Origin of the sequence: Erwinia sp. BNK-24-b (assembly GCF_047456155.1) — a bacterium.
Lineage (GTDB): Bacteria > Pseudomonadota > Gammaproteobacteria > Enterobacterales > Enterobacteriaceae > Erwinia > Erwinia phyllosphaerae.
Genome location: NZ_CP179901.1, coordinates 1,594,570 through 1,608,346, shown reverse-complemented (window position 1 = coordinate 1,608,346; position 13,777 = coordinate 1,594,570). Strand labels below are relative to the sequence as shown.

General features: G+C 58.0%; 11 protein-coding genes. 1 reads left to right on the top strand and 10 read right to left on the bottom strand.

Annotation, left to right across the window (positions count from 1 at the left end):
* Positions 1–13: 13 nt before the first annotated feature.
* The 8 genes from ACMGGR_RS07250 to ACMGGR_RS07215 form a co-directional block, all read right to left on the bottom strand.
* On the bottom strand, positions 14–1,711 hold the full coding sequence (locus tag ACMGGR_RS07250) for an ABC transporter ATP-binding protein (RefSeq protein ID WP_414148521.1): 1,698 nt from the start codon (positions 1,709–1,711) through the stop codon (positions 14–16).
* Entirely contained in the window at positions 1,708–2,559 is an 852-nt protein-coding gene (locus ACMGGR_RS07245) for an ABC transporter permease (RefSeq protein WP_246757705.1), read from the bottom strand. Before ACMGGR_RS07245 ends, ACMGGR_RS07250 begins: the two co-directional genes overlap by 4 nt.
* A complete protein-coding gene (locus ACMGGR_RS07240; RefSeq protein ID WP_246757706.1) occupies positions 2,559–3,512 on the bottom strand; it encodes an ABC transporter permease in 954 nt (317 codons plus the stop codon). The genes ACMGGR_RS07245 and ACMGGR_RS07240 overlap by 1 nt, the downstream gene beginning before the upstream one ends.
* Positions 3,513–3,593: 81 nt before the next feature.
* A complete protein-coding gene (locus tag ACMGGR_RS07235) occupies positions 3,594–5,198 on the bottom strand; it encodes an ABC transporter substrate-binding protein (RefSeq protein ID WP_414148520.1) in 1,605 nt (534 codons plus the stop codon).
* Positions 5,199–5,219: 21 nt separating this feature from the next.
* Positions 5,220–6,497 carry an NAD(P)/FAD-dependent oxidoreductase gene (locus tag ACMGGR_RS07230; protein ID WP_414148519.1) on the bottom strand — a complete coding sequence of 426 codons (1,278 nt, stop codon included), beginning with the start codon at positions 6,495–6,497 and terminating at the stop codon, positions 5,220–5,222.
* Positions 6,498–6,517: 20 nt separating this feature from the next.
* Positions 6,518–7,186: a haloacid dehalogenase type II gene (locus ACMGGR_RS07225; RefSeq protein WP_414148518.1), complete on the bottom strand. Its 669-nt coding sequence runs from the start codon at positions 7,184–7,186 to the stop codon at positions 6,518–6,520.
* A gap of 26 nt (positions 7,187–7,212) precedes the next feature.
* Positions 7,213–8,682, bottom strand: coding sequence for an aldehyde dehydrogenase family protein (locus ACMGGR_RS07220; RefSeq protein ID WP_414148517.1), 1,470 nt, complete (start codon positions 8,680–8,682; stop codon positions 7,213–7,215).
* Positions 8,683–9,048: 366 nt separating this feature from the next.
* Entirely contained in the window at positions 9,049–10,509 is a 1,461-nt protein-coding gene (locus ACMGGR_RS07215) for an NAD-dependent succinate-semialdehyde dehydrogenase (protein WP_414148516.1), read from the bottom strand.
* A gap of 263 nt (positions 10,510–10,772) precedes the next feature.
* Between ACMGGR_RS07215 and ACMGGR_RS07210 the strand changes: the two genes are divergently transcribed.
* A complete protein-coding gene (locus tag ACMGGR_RS07210) occupies positions 10,773–11,432 on the top strand; it encodes an O-methyltransferase (protein ID WP_414148515.1) in 660 nt (219 codons plus the stop codon).
* A gap of 149 nt (positions 11,433–11,581) precedes the next feature.
* Here ACMGGR_RS07210 and cbl read toward each other — a convergent pair whose 3' ends face one another.
* Together cbl and nac are read right to left on the bottom strand one after the other, a co-directional pair.
* Complete coding sequence (gene cbl / locus ACMGGR_RS07205) at positions 11,582–12,541, bottom strand: HTH-type transcriptional regulator Cbl (protein ID WP_246757713.1); 960 nt, start codon at positions 12,539–12,541, stop codon at positions 11,582–11,584.
* A gap of 139 nt (positions 12,542–12,680) precedes the next feature.
* Positions 12,681–13,598 carry a nitrogen assimilation transcriptional regulator NAC gene (gene nac / locus ACMGGR_RS07200; protein WP_246757714.1) on the bottom strand — a complete coding sequence of 306 codons (918 nt, stop codon included), beginning with the start codon at positions 13,596–13,598 and terminating at the stop codon, positions 12,681–12,683.
* Positions 13,599–13,777: the final 179 nt, after the last annotated feature.

Below are 13,777 nucleotides of genomic sequence, written 5' to 3'. Positions count from 1 at the left end.
ATTTTCCTCTCTTTCAGCCACCAGCTCTCGTCTGCGAAGCTGGTGCAGCAAGGCCATCGGCAATCTCGTTATGTTCATCAAGCCAGCCCTGGCGTAGTTCCGGCACGGCACGCTTCAGCCGTTCGTAATAGAGTTCGCTTGAAGGTTTATCGTAGTCGGCGCGCGCCACCTGCGTCACCATCCTGCCATTTTTCACCACCAGTATCTGGTCGCAAACCGAGCGAACGGCGTGCAGGTCGTGACTGATAAAAATAACCGACAGGCCCAGCTCGCGGCGTAGTTCGGTGATCAAATCCAACACCGCCGCCGCCACGACGGTATCCAGCGCCGAGGTAACTTCATCACACAGGATCAAATCAGGTTCTGCGGCCAGCGCTCTTGCCAGATTGATACGCTGCTTTTGTCCGCCGGAAAGCGACCACGGACGGCGATGCAGTACGGAACGCGGCAGCCTGACGAGCTCCAGCAGCTGCGCCATTCGTTGGTCCAGCGCCGCGCCGCGCAGGCCGTGAAACAGCTTCAGCGGCCTGGCCAGAATGGTGGCCACGCTGTGCGCCGGATTCAGCGCCGTATCGGCCATCTGGAATACGTACTGAATGCGCCGCAGCTCGTCTTCAGAACGCTGACGCATTTCGCTCGCAATATAGTGGCCGTTAAACAAAATATGCCCGGCGGAGGGCGCATTCATTCCGGCGATAGCGTGCGCCAGCGTGGTTTTGCCAGAGCCGGATTCGCCGATAATGCCCAGCGCCTGACCGCGGTAGAGCCGCAGATTGATATCGTGCAGAACGGGGATCTTCGGCTGCCCTTGTGCATTAGTCGGGCCGTAACCGGCAAAGAGGTCGCGCACTTCCAGCATTGGTTGCAGCGCGGCCTCTTCCGGCCGCCACGGGCTGGGGCGCATCTTTTGCTGTGCCGCGGCCAGCAGCTGATGGCTGTATTCCGTCTGCGGCGCGCGCAGCAGATCCGCCGTGCTGCCGTATTCGGCAATCGCCCCTTTCAGCAGCACCAGAATGCGGTCGGCCATCTGCGCCACCACGGCCAAATCGTGACTGACGTAAATCGCGGTCATGCCGCGCTGCCGCACCACTCGTCGAAAGGTTTTCAGCACTTCGACCTGGGTTGTAACGTCCAGCGCGGTGGTCGGCTCATCTAAAATCACCACTTCCGGATCGCCAATCAGCGCCATCGCGGTCATCAGGCGCTGTAGCTGGCCGCCGGAAACCTGGTGCGGGTAGCGCAGACCGATCGTTTCCGGTTCCGGCAGCGCCAGCTCGCGAAACAGCTCGACCGCCTTTTTTTCGGCTTCGGCGCGGCTCATAATTTTGTGGATTACAACCGGCTCTACTACCTGATCGAGGATTTTCATCGCCGGATTAAAAGAGGCGGCGGCGCTCTGCGCGATATAGGCGACTTTGTTACCGCGAAACTGGCGCAGCTGCGCGGGCGTTTGCGATGTTACGTCGATACCGGCAACGTGAACGGTGCCCTGCGCAATCCGACAGCCGTGCCGCGCATAGCCCATCAGCGCCAGCGCAATAGTGGTTTTGCCGGAGCCGGACTCGCCAATCAGCGCCAGCACCTCGCCTTTCTGCACGGTGAAACGAATATCGTCCACCAGCGGAATTTCCCGACCATCTTCGCCATGCGCAATCACGCGAAGATTTTCTACCGCCACCGTGGGGCGGGCAGTGTGTGGAGTGACCGTCATACCACCTCCTTCGCCGGGCTGAGCGGACGCATGGCCGGCAGGCTGTCGATAAACAGGTTAGCGCCGATAGTCAGGCTGGCGATGGCCAGCGCGGGCATCAGCACCGCCGGAGAGCCGTCGAACAATCCCTGCAAATTTTCCCGCACCAGCGTGCCCCAGTCGGCGTAAGGCGGCTGTACGCCAAGCCCCAGAAAACTCAGGCCGCTGAGCAGCAGCACGATATAAACAAAGCGCAGGCCGAAATCGGTCAGCATCGGATGCAGCATGTTGGGCAAAATGTCGTGTACCGCAATATAAAAGCGGCTTTCGCCACGCAGCCTGGAGGCGCGAACGTAGTCCATCGTTCGCAGGCTGGAAGCCATTGCCCATGCGATGCGGAACGCGCCGGGCCAATAGGTGAAGACGGCGGTAATGACCAGCATCGGTAACGAAGAGCCGAACACCGCCACGATCATCAGCGCCAGGATTTTGCCAGGCAAGACCAGCATCGCGTCGTTAATGCGGCCCAGAACTTCCTCCAGCCAGCGCCCGGCGACCGCCGCTAACAGCGCCAGCAGCGTACCGGTCAGGCTGGCAAGCAGCGCCGCGCCAAGCGCCAGGCCAATCGAATAGCGCGCGCCGTAAAGAATGCGGCTGAACATGTCGCGGCCCAGATAATCTGTGCCAAACCAGAAAGCCTTGCTGAAGCCGCCAAACATTGGGCCAGCGCCGATATCCTCCAGCCTGTACGGTGCCAGCGCAGAGCCAAAAATCGCCAGCGCTATCCACAGCAGCGTAATCAGCAGGCCGGTTTTTCCCGCCGTGGTCAGCGAAAGAAAGAAACGGCCGGGGAGCGTGAGTGCGTTCATCAGCTTCTCCATTTGGGATTGAAGGCGAGAGTGAGGATATCGGCCAGCAGCAACAGCAGCAGATAACACCCGGCAAACAGCATCACGCAGAGCTGGACCACCGGCAGATCGCGGTTGCTGACCGCATCGACCAGCTGGCTGGCCAGTCCCGGATAGCTGAAAATGCTTTCGATAATGATCACGCCGCCAAACAGATACGACAGGCTAAGCGAGATGGCGTTGGCAATGGGCCCGACGGCGTTAGGTAACGCGTGGCGCAGCATGGCGCGCAGCGGCGAAACGCCTTTCAGCAGCGTCATCTCCAGATAAGGGCTGTCCATCTGGTTGATCAAAGCAGAGCGGGTCATGCGCGCCATCTGTGCCACCAGCACGCAGCACAGCGTTAATACCGGCAGCGCATAGGTTTGCAGATAGCTGGCAAAGTTGAGCGCGGGCGTGCCGAGCGACATAGCGGGCACCCAGTGCAGCTTCACCGCAAAGACAATCACCGCAATCGTCGCCACCAGAAACTCCGGCACCGCCACCACCGCCATGGTGCCCAGCATCAGGCCGCGATCGAACAGCGAACCGCGCTTCATTGCGGCGGCCAGGCCAATCAGCAGCGCCAGCGGCACCGAAACCAGCGTGGTTATGGCCGCCAGCTCGAAGGTAGCGGGCATGCGCTGGGCTACCAGCTGCGCTACCGGCAGATGGCTGGCGAAGGATGTACCGAAATCGCCGTGCAAAAGGCCGCCGAGCCAGTGCAGATAGCGCAGCAGCAGCGGCTGATCCAGCCCCATCTGTTGACGCAGCGCCGCCACGGTTTCCGGCGTGGCGCTCTGTCCCAGCACCATTTGCGCCGCGTCGCCCGGCAGCAGGCTGGTGACAAAAAAGACCACCGCCGAGACGATCAGCAGCGTCAGCAGGCCCGAGCCGCAGCGTCGGGCAATCAGAAAAAGCAGGTAGCGGTTCATAGCCGTTCTCCGGTTGGATGGGGCAACGGGCCAGATAAAATCGCCAGGCAGCGCGATAAACGCCCGGCGGCCGCGCAACATTCAGGCCGCCAGCCAGGCGAACTCGTGAAAGCGATAGCCCATCATCAGACCCGAAGGCCAGGCTTCCAGCCCCCTGACTTTGTTGCTGTGGCCGTCCAGCGAGCTGATAAATGTCGGGATCAGCGTGCCGCTGTGGTCATAGATCATCTGCTGCATATCGCCATACATCTGCTTGCGCTTCGCCTGGTCACGTTCGCCGCGCGCGGCCACGACCAGCTGGTCAAACTGCGCATTTTTCCATCCCGACTCATTATTCGGCGCGTCGGAAAGGTAAAACTGCGACAGCAGCAGATCTACCGTCGCGCGCGGATTGATCGAGCCGTAGCCGACCGGATCTTTCATCCAGTGCGTTGACCAGTAGCCGTCGTAAGGCACACGCCTGACCTTGAAATTCATGCCGGCGGCGTGACCAAACTGTTGGATAAGCTGACCGCCCTCCACCGAGCCTTCAATGTTTTGCGTGGTGATAATCTCGGCCGTGGCTCCGGCCATACCGGCTTTTTTGAAGTGGAATGCCGCCTTTTCAACGTCCAGCGGGCGCTGCGGGATCTCTTTGTTAAACAGCGGATGCCACGGCGGCACCGGCGTATCGTTGCCGACCTGCCCGAAGCCCTGCATCACGGTTTTCACCATCATTTCGCGCGGCTGCAAATACTTCATACCCAGCACAAAATCTTCGTTGCTGCCCGGCCTGATGTCCGTACGCACAATCAGGTTGGTATACATGCCGGACTTGCTCTCCAGCACGCCAAACTGCCCGGACTGGCGCAGGCGCTTCACGTCATTAGCCGAGATGGTGGCCACCAGATTGACATCGCCGGACATCAGCGCGTTAACGCGAGCGGCCTGATCGGTGACGCCCATCAGCTCTACCTCGTCCAGGTGCGGCAGGCCTGGCTTCCAGTAGTGCGGGTTTTTGGTGCCGACCGTGCTGACGCCCGGGGTGAATTTTTGCAGTACAAACGGGCCGGTGCCGATCGCCTTGCTGAAGTCGGTGGTGTTTTTTTGCAGGATTAAAAACTGGCTGGTGGCCAGCACCACCGGGATATCGAAGTTAGGCTGCGTCAGCACCAGCGTCACTTCCGTCGGGCTGACGGCGGTAAGGCTGCTGAACTGTTTCGCCTGGGTGATAGCGGTTGAGGCGACGGCCGGATCTTTATGGCGGTTTAACGACCAGATGACGTCGTCCGCCGTCAGGCTTTTACCGTCGTGAAAAGTGACGCCGGGACGCAGCTTAATCTGCCAGGTGATGCCGTCGCTGCTCTCTACCGATTCTGCCAGCGCGGGCTGCGCCGCCAGGTTTTTATCCAGCTCGGTCAGCCCGCTGTAAAACATAAACTGGCGGCAGTAGTCGCCGCTGTTGCTGCCCTTCGCCGGATCGAGCGTATCGGTGGCGGAAGCGTTGGCGACGGCAGCACGCAGCTTGCCGCCTTTGACTGGCGCTTCGGCAGCAAAGCCGAGTTCAGGAAAGCCGATCAGGCCGGTGCTCATCACCGCGCCTGCCGACAGCAGCTTCATCATGCCGCGCCGGGATATCGCCACGTCCGTGATGGCCTGGGTTAACGCTGGGTTTACGCTGGTGAACGCTTTACGAAATTTACTCATCTGCACGCCCTCAGGTCATGTTCAGGAGATCCGATCCAGTGTTTTGTAATAGAGTCCCGCCACGGGTAAAAACCACGGCTTGCCGAAATAGCCCGGCACGGCTGGCCAGCTTTCGCGCTGCCACGGATTCTCCACGCGCTTTTCGGCTATCAGGTCAGCCATCACGCGGCCCATCCACACCGACATCTGCGTGCCGTGACCGCTGTAGCCCAGCGAATAGAAGACGCCTTCATGTTCACCGGCGTGCGGCAGGCGATCGGCCGTCATATCGACCAGCCCGCCCCAGCAGTAGTCGATGCGGGTCTCTTTCAGCGTCGGGAAAATTTTGTGCATGGCAGCCTGTAAAACCTTGCCGCTGCGCGCGTCTGAAGTCGGACTGCTGATGGCGAAGCGGGCGCGACCGCCAAAGACCAGCCGGTTATCCGCCGTGGTGCGAAAGTAGTTGCCGATATTCATCGAGGTCACGCAGGTACGGTTTTCCGGTAGCAGCTCGCGCAACTGCTGCTGCGGTAAGGGTTCCGTAACCACAATAAAGCTGCCGACCGGAATGATGCGCCGCTGAAACCATTCAAACGGGCCGATATTGGAGCAGCCCGTCGCCATCAACACTTTTTCCGCGAGGATCTCCCCTTTTTCCGTGCCAACCCGATGCTGATAGCCCTTCACCCGAGTCAGGCTGGTGACCGGCGTATGTTCATAAATCTCCGCGCCGCTGCGTGCCGCCGCCTCGGCCAGGCCGATACCAAATTTGCCCATGTGCATCTGGCCGCCGCGTTGCTGGATCAGACCGCCGTGAAATGCGTCCGAATTTATTTCGCGCCGAATCTCATCCGCGCCTATCAGCTCCACGTCACGGTCTACGGTGCGCCTTAACGCGTCATAGGTTGCCTTCAGTCCGGCAAAATGCGACGGCTTGCTGGCAAGCTTGAGCTTGCCGCAGCGCAAAAAATCGCAGTCGATCTGCTCGTCCGCCACCACGCTTTGCACATAGTCCACGGCGCTGGCAAAGGCGCGATAGTAGCGGTTAGCCTGTTCTTCGCCCAGGCTTGCCACCAGCGAGGCAAAATTTTGCGATACGCCGGTATTACAATGCCCACCGTTGCGCGCCGACGCCTGGCTCATTACGCCTGCCGCTTCCAGCACCACCACGTTCAGCCCGCTGCGCGCCAGGTTCAGCGCCGCTGAAATGCCGGTAAAGCCGCCGCCGATGACCACAACATCCGCCGTTTTGGGCAATTCCTTGCCTGCCGCCCCGGTAAAAACCGGCGCGGTTGCCTGCCAGAAGGATTCCAGTTTCATCGCACTGCTCCCGTAGCGGATTAGAGACCCACAATGGCCGGAAGGCCGTCAATACCGCTGATTTCGCTGTAGCCGTAGAAAGGGTTGCCCGGCCCGTGGCCGCGGTTAACGTAGACCTTGTGGGTAATGCCCAGATCGAAGGCGGTCATCAGGTCGTAGCGCAGGCTGCTGGAGACGTGCAGGATCTCTTCCGGGCCACAGTTGAGCTTGCTGAGCATATATTCAAAGCCTTTCATCTGCGGCTTATAGGCACCGACCTCTTCCGCCGTAATCGTCATGTGAATTGGCGCGCCCAGGCGCGGCACATGATTTTTGATTAGCTCATTGGTTGAATTTGTCAGCAGCACCAGCGGAAACTCCTGCGCCACTTTTGCCAGGGCTGCCGGGACGTCAGGATGTGGCCCCCAGGTGGCGCAGGCGGCCATGACGTCGGCACAATCTTTGTCTGTGCACTCCACGCCCCATTTATTACAGGTGCGGTAAAGCGCATTCGCCACCACTTCGGGATAGAGCTTAAACGCCCCCAGCACTTCATCCATGCGATAGCTGGAAAAGTCGTCGGTAAAAGCCTGCATTTTTTCCGGAGGGATGCGCGAGGCAAACAGTTTTGCCGCCGCGCCAGCCATATCGAAGTTGATCAAGGTACCGTAACAGTCGAAGGTGATAAATTTCGGTTTAAACACGCTCATGATAGATCCTCTTGATAGCGGGTGAGTCAGAAATCGATCAGGACACTCTTGTAGCGCTGACAGGCTTCGAAAGCCTGCCGTCCCAGATCTTTACCGATGCCGGAGCCGTGAAAGCCGCCGGTAGGAATAATAAAGTCGCCCGAGCGGCCATAGCGGTTAACCCAGACCGTGCCCGAGGCAATCCCCCGAATAGCGCGCAGCGCCCGGTCGAGATTTTTGGTGTGGACGCCCGCGCACAGGCCATAAGTCGGATGGGAAGCCAAAGACAGTCCCTCCTCTTCCGTGTCGAAAACCTGCACGGTCAGCACCGGGCCGAAGATCTCTTCCTGCACGGCGGGACTGTCGGCCGCTACGTTAGCCAGCAGCGTGGGCTGCCAGAAGTAGCCATCGCCCGTGCCTGCAAAGCGTTGGCCGCCAATGAGAATTTCGCCGCCCAGCGCCACGGCGGCATGGATAACCTGTTCAACTTTGCTGGCCTGACGGCGGTCGATAAGCGGCGAGTAGCGGCTGTTTTCATCCCAGGTTACGCCGGGACGAAAGCCCAGGCAGAGCGTCATCAGCTGAGCGATCAGCGCATCCGCAATGCCGCGCTGAACAATCAGGCGGGTTCCGGCCACGCAGGCCTGGCCGCCGTTAGCGGTAAAACCGCGCAGAATGCGTCCCGCCACTTCTGCCACATCGCCTGCGTCGTCAAAAACCAGCTGGGGACTTTTGCCGCCCAGCTCCAGCGTGACCGGCTTCATGCCGTGATGCGCCGCATCGCTCATAATGCGCGCGCCGGTCAGCGTCGAGCCGGTAAAGGAAACTTTGCGCACCAGCGGATGCGCAACCAGCGCGCTACCGGTTACCGCACCGCTGCCCTGAACGATATTCAGTACGCCAGCGGGCAACCCGGCTTCCACCGCCAGCTCGGCAAAACGAATGGTGGAATAAGGCGTAAGCTCGGAAGGCTTTAACACCACCGCATTGCCCGCCGCCAGCGCAGGGCCGCACTTCCAGGAGGCCATGGACAGCGGGAAATTCCACGGGGTAATCGCGCCGATCACGCCGTAGGGTTCCGGGATCAGCATGCCTAAACTGGCGTCACGCGTTGGTAACACATCGCCGCTATATTTATCTGCACACTCCGCGTAAAAGCGGATGGCTTCGGCAGTAAAAGGGATCTCGTGATGGAGAACGTCATAAATCGGGCGTGTAGATCCCAGAGCCTCCAGCAGCGGAAGCCGGGTGTCGGCCTGGATCAGATCGGCCCAGCGCCGCAGTACGGCACCGCGCTGGCGAGGCGGACAGCTTGCCCAGCCGCTCTCCCTGGCGGCGCGCTCAGCCACCTTTACCGCTTCGTCTACCACTGCCGCGTCAGCTTCCGGCAGTTCACCTGCGATTCGTCCATCCGAAGGACGATGAACGGTAAACAGACTGCCGGAGGGCGCAGAGTGCTCGCCGTTAATATAGTGCCCTTTCGGTAAAGCAATTTTATCGGGATCGAAGCTCAGCATGGGCGACTCCATCTGTGACGCGGTATTAAGTCAGTTAATTATGGGAAGATGTCCCGGATTAATTTAACTTATGCAGAAAGTATGCCAGCCGCCGGAAAAATAAAAATGCGTATAAGCTTTGCGAAAAAAATTTTATGCCGTAATTACGGGTAAAAATCGCACGCGGCCGCTGTTTTTAACTGACTGATTTTCTATCAATTATTAACGCACCAGCGCAGAGCTAACGGACAGCTTTTTGCACCATTACGGCTCGTTACCCTTCTGTTCAAAACCGCGTTTAAATAATTTCTTCCATAAAAGTTTTCTGAGGACATAAAAAAAGCCCGGCTGCAAAGCGCGGGCGTTTTAATAAAAAGCGAGGGCTATTTAATTCAGGCTGCCAAAATGAAAAGCTTTTATTGCCAGATATTCCTCAATGCCGTGGCGGGAGCCTTCGCGGCCAATTCCCGACATTTTAATGCCGCCGAACGGCGCAACCTCCAGCGAAATGGCGCCGGTGTTGTGGCCGACCATGCCAAATTCCAGCGCCTCGCCCACGCGCCAGGCGCGACGGAGATCCTCAGTAAAGAAATAAGCGCCCAGTCCGTAAGGCGTATCGTTTGCCATCGACAGCGCCTCTTCTTCCGTATCGAAAATAAACAACGGCGCGACCGGCCCGAAGGTTTCTTCATGCGCAATACGCATAGCGGTGGTCACATTTGCCAGCACCGTTGGTGCCACAAAGGTCCCCTCACCGCGAGTGATACCGCCGGTAAGGATCGTTGCGCCCTGGCTGACCGCGTCATCAATATGCGCATTAACCTTATTGACCGCCGCCGCGTTAATTAGCGGCCCCAGCGTACTGTCTGGCGCAAAACCGTCGCCAGGCTTCAGCTTTACCACTTCTTCCAGCAGGCGCTGGCTAAAGCGTTCGCTGATCCCACGCTGCACCAGAATGCGGTTAGCGCAAACGCAGGTCTGACCGGCATTGCGGAACTTGCTGACCATCACGCCCGCCACCGCAATCTCAAGATCGGCATCGTCAAAAACGATCAGCGGCGCGTTACCGCCCAGCTCCAGGCTAAGCCGTTTAATGCTGTCGGCGCTTTGCTGCATCAGCAGCTGACCGACACGCGTAGAGCCGGTAAAAGAAATTTTGCGCACGGTGCGGCTGCCGGTCAGCGTTTTGCCAATCTCCTGTGGCAAACCGGTTAACACCTGCACGACGCCAGGCGGAAAACCGGCCTGCTCCGCCAGCGCCATCAGTGCCAGCGCCGAGAGCGGCGTCAGTTCAGAGGGCTTAACGATAATCGGGCAGCCTGCCGCCAGCGCGGGCGCAACTTTACGGGTAATCATCGCAATGGGAAAATTCCACGGCGTAATCGCAGCCGCCACGCCAACCGGCTGCTTGATTGCCAGGATCCGGCGGTCGTCATTCGGTGCCGGAATGGTTTCGCCGTAGACGCGGCGGGCTTCTTCCGCGAACCACTTCACAAAGCTGGCGCCGTACAGCACTTCACCTTTCGCTTCCGCCAGCGGCTTGCCCTGCTCGGCCGTCATAATGGCGGCCAGATCGTCAGCGTTAGCCAGAATCAGCTGATGCCACTTCTCCAGCAGCTGCGCCCGCTGTGCGTTGGGCGTTTTCCCCCAGCTTTTGCGTACCGATTCGGCAAACGCTATAGCGCGCTCCGTCTCTGCCGCGCCCAGCGCGGGGATGGTTGCCAGCACTTCGCCGCTGGACGGATTGATAACCGGCAGCGTTTCGCCATTGTCTGCCGACTGCCAGCGACCAGCAAAACAAGCCAGCTGCTTCAACAGCTGCGGCTCCTTCAAGCGTTGCATCATCATCTTTGCCCCTCTGGTTAATTATTTTTACTTTAAAGGAAGCGCCGCAGCGGATGCTGCGTTACAGCCCCGGCCGGATGCGGCGGCAGAAAGATTTGACGAACGAAACGGCATTTTATGCTGCGGGGATGATTTACCGTCTGTCGTGTCGCAGCAGAACGGGCGTGGCTATGGTTATAGTTGGGACCGGGAGCACGCGTAACAGGCAGGGCCTTTATTGACGAGCCTGCTATATTTTAGGTCTACCTGCCATCGTGAGAAAAATTATGAGTGAGCTTAGCTGGAGCAAGACGGATGATTTTTTTATCGAAACGCTGGTGAAGCAGGATGAGGATTTGCTGGCGGCGCTGACCGTAAACAGTGAAGCAAACCTGCCCGCCATTGACGTTTCGCCCAATCAGGGCAAGCTGCTGCATATCTTTGCCCGAATGATGGGCGCAAAGCGCATCCTGGAGATCGGCACGCTTGGCGGCTACAGCACGCTCTGGCTGGCAAAGGCGCTGCCTGAGGATGGCAAAGTTATTACGCTGGAATTTGAACCGCGCCATGCCGGGATTGCCGCACAAAACATTCGCCACGCCGGGCTGGAAAGCCGCGTAACAATCCTGGTTGGCCCGGCGCTGGAAAGCCTGCCGAAGCTGGCCCACTCCGCGCCTTTCGATCTGATTTTTATCGATGCCGATAAGAAAAATAATCCGGCTTATCTGCAATGGGCGCTGAAATATTCCCGTAAAGGCTCGGTTATTATTGGCGACAACGTGGTGCGCAGCGGCCGCGTAGCCGATGCCGGTAATCAGGATGAACATGTGGCGGGCATTCGCGAGTTTCTGCAACAGCAGGGAGAAGATGACAGGCTGACCGCAACGGCGATACAGACCGTCGGCGCAAAAGGCTGGGACGGTTTTTCAATAGCAATTGTGGATTAAAAAAGGGCCAGGACGGCCCTTTTTGCACGGTGGGTGCGTGCTAAACAACGCGCGGCGGCCTTATAACCTGCGGCTCAACCGGCGTCGCTCTCTGCTCCGCTTTTAAAGCAAAATAAGCGATAAAATCTTCGAGCCGTCTTCCAAAAAATTTAAATCTGAAAGTCCAGCACTGGCTCTACCGCGTCGTGCGTGGACAGCGCCTGTCGTTTGATCTCTTCCAGCGACAGATTAGCGTTACATAATTCCAGAAACTGCCAGACGTAGTTGCGCTGTAGCTGCCCGCGTTTTAAGCCCAGCCAGACGGTATTCGATTCAAACAGGTGTTTGGCTTCTAACCTTGTTAAAGAAGAGTGCGCATCCAGCTGGCAGGCCTGATCTGCCAGCACGCCAACGCCTAAGCCCAGCTCCACATAGGTTTTTACTACGTCGGAATCCTGCGCGCTTAAGACAATATCGGGCGTCAGACCTGCGGCATAAAAGGCGCGGTCAACGCGGGAACGACCGGTAATGCCCTGGCGATAGGTGATTAACGGATAGCGACTGAGCGCCGCCAGCGATACGGGCTGCTCGCGCTCCAGCTCGTGTCCTTTCGGCACCAGCAGCGCGTGATGCCAGCTGAACCAGGGAAACGCGGCCAGGGAAGGATTATTCACCACCTGTTCGCTGGCAATACCGATATCGGCTTCTCCTGCCACCAGCATCGAAACGATCTCCTGCGGTGAGCCCTGATTTAATTCCAGCCGGACATTGGGATAGAGCGCGCGAAAAGCTTTGATGACTTTTGGCAGACTGTAGCGCGCCTGGGTGTGCGTGGTGGCAATGGTTAAAACGCCGCTGGATTCATTGGTAAAAACATCGGCGAGGCGACGGACTTTTCCGGCTTCATCCAGTATGCGTTCAGCAATGTTTAACAGCGCTTTGCCGGGTTCCGTCATGCCAAGCAGACGTTTGCCACGACGAATAAAAATCTCTACGCCCAGTTCATCTTCCAGATCGCGTATATGGCGGCTGACGCCAGACTGGGAGGTAAACAGCGCATTAGCGACTTCGGTAAGATTAAACTCGCAGCGCGCCGCTTCCCGGATGATTTTAAGCTGTTGAAAATTCACGTGCGCTCCTCCCTCTGTTATTTGTTCATTTCAGACATGTTAATAAGGCTGATTGATAGCAACAAATAATAAAAAGAGGTTTTATATGCTTTTTAGCGATATAGAAACGAGGCGCGCCTGCACGCGCCCGTGGCAGGAGTTAGCCGACCAGCATCAGCTCGCGGCCTTCAACGGCGGGTTTGTTCAGCAAAGACAGCAGAATATTTTTAACTGCCTGAGCAGAAGGCGAAAGCGGCAAACGCGCGGAGACGTTCAGCGACAGAGGCAGATTCAGCGTTGGGCTGTTAATGCGCGCCATCCAGGCATTGGTGGAGCTAACCAGCGCACGAGCGGCAGATTCCGGCAGTACGGTTACCCCCATGCCGCTGGCAACGGCCGCAGTCAGCGTGGCGATGGATTCGATTTCGCCGATAATGCGGGCGCTGAGGCGGCGGAGAGAGAAAGCCTCATCCACGCGTTTACGTACGGCGCTGTAGTCGCGCGGCAAAAACAGATTCATTTCGGCCACGTTAGCCAGGTCAATGTTTTGTCCCGGACAATCGCTGGTGCCAACCAGGTAAAGCTCTTCTTTCATCAGGGGAATACTGGTCACGCCAGCGCCCGGAGCACGATCGTAAAGGACGGCCATATCCAGCTGTCCATTCATCACTTTTTCATTTAATGAACTGCCGCTGTTTTCATGCAGATAGACCAGCACTTCCGGCAGCTGTTCGCGAACAGTTTGCAGTAACGGCATGGTTAGCGACGACGCGGCCGTGCCCGGTGCCAGCCCGATAGAAACCTGCCCGGTTAAGGTCTGACCAGCATTGATAACTGCCGTTTGCGCCTGTTCACACTGGCGCAGAATAGTACGAGCGTGGGCATAAAGAATCTTACCCGCTTCCGTTGGCGTTACGCCGCGTTTGGTACGGATAAGCAACTGCTGGTCCAGTTCATTTTCCAGCGTCGCTACCTGCTGGCTAAGCGCGGGCTGCGCAATGTGCAGGACCTCTGCTGCCTGGGTCAGGCTGCCGATATCGACGATTTTTACAAAATATTTCAGTCGTCTTAAGTTCATTTTGCCTCCGTCACGGATCCCAAATGCCAGAGTCGCTGGCGGTAAGAAACAGATATTCATTTTGCTGCTGTGAAAGAATTGCAAGCGACGTGCCAGAAATTTCTTGTTAAGGCGTCATCAACAGGGTTTATGGCTAACAGACGGTAAAATAAGAGAATCTGATTACCTCTAAAGGCGTA

What these genes read in the sequence shown, in the direction of transcription:
- ACMGGR_RS07250 (WP_414148521.1), bottom strand. Translation starts at nt 1,711, where the DNA reads ATGACGGTCACTCCACACACTGCCCGCCCCACGGTGGCGGTAGAAAAT.
- ACMGGR_RS07220 (WP_414148517.1), bottom strand. Translation starts at nt 8,682, where the DNA reads ATGCTGAGCTTCGATCCCGATAAAATTGCTTTACCGAAAGGGCACTAT.
- nac (WP_246757714.1), bottom strand. Translation starts at nt 13,598, where the DNA reads ATGAACTTAAGACGACTGAAATATTTTGTAAAAATCGTCGATATCGGC.
- ACMGGR_RS07240 (WP_246757706.1), bottom strand. Translation starts at nt 3,512, where the DNA reads ATGAACCGCTACCTGCTTTTTCTGATTGCCCGACGCTGCGGCTCGGGC.
- ACMGGR_RS07235 (WP_414148520.1), bottom strand. Translation starts at nt 5,198, where the DNA reads ATGAGTAAATTTCGTAAAGCGTTCACCAGCGTAAACCCAGCGTTAACC.
- ACMGGR_RS07215 (WP_414148516.1), bottom strand. Translation starts at nt 10,509, where the DNA reads ATGATGATGCAACGCTTGAAGGAGCCGCAGCTGTTGAAGCAGCTGGCT.
- ACMGGR_RS07245 (WP_246757705.1), bottom strand. Translation starts at nt 2,559, where the DNA reads ATGAACGCACTCACGCTCCCCGGCCGTTTCTTTCTTTCGCTGACCACG.
- ACMGGR_RS07210 (WP_414148515.1), top strand. Translation starts at nt 10,773, where the DNA reads ATGAGTGAGCTTAGCTGGAGCAAGACGGATGATTTTTTTATCGAAACG.
- ACMGGR_RS07230 (WP_414148519.1), bottom strand. Translation starts at nt 6,497, where the DNA reads ATGAAACTGGAATCCTTCTGGCAGGCAACCGCGCCGGTTTTTACCGGG.
- ACMGGR_RS07225 (WP_414148518.1), bottom strand. Translation starts at nt 7,186, where the DNA reads ATGAGCGTGTTTAAACCGAAATTTATCACCTTCGACTGTTACGGTACC.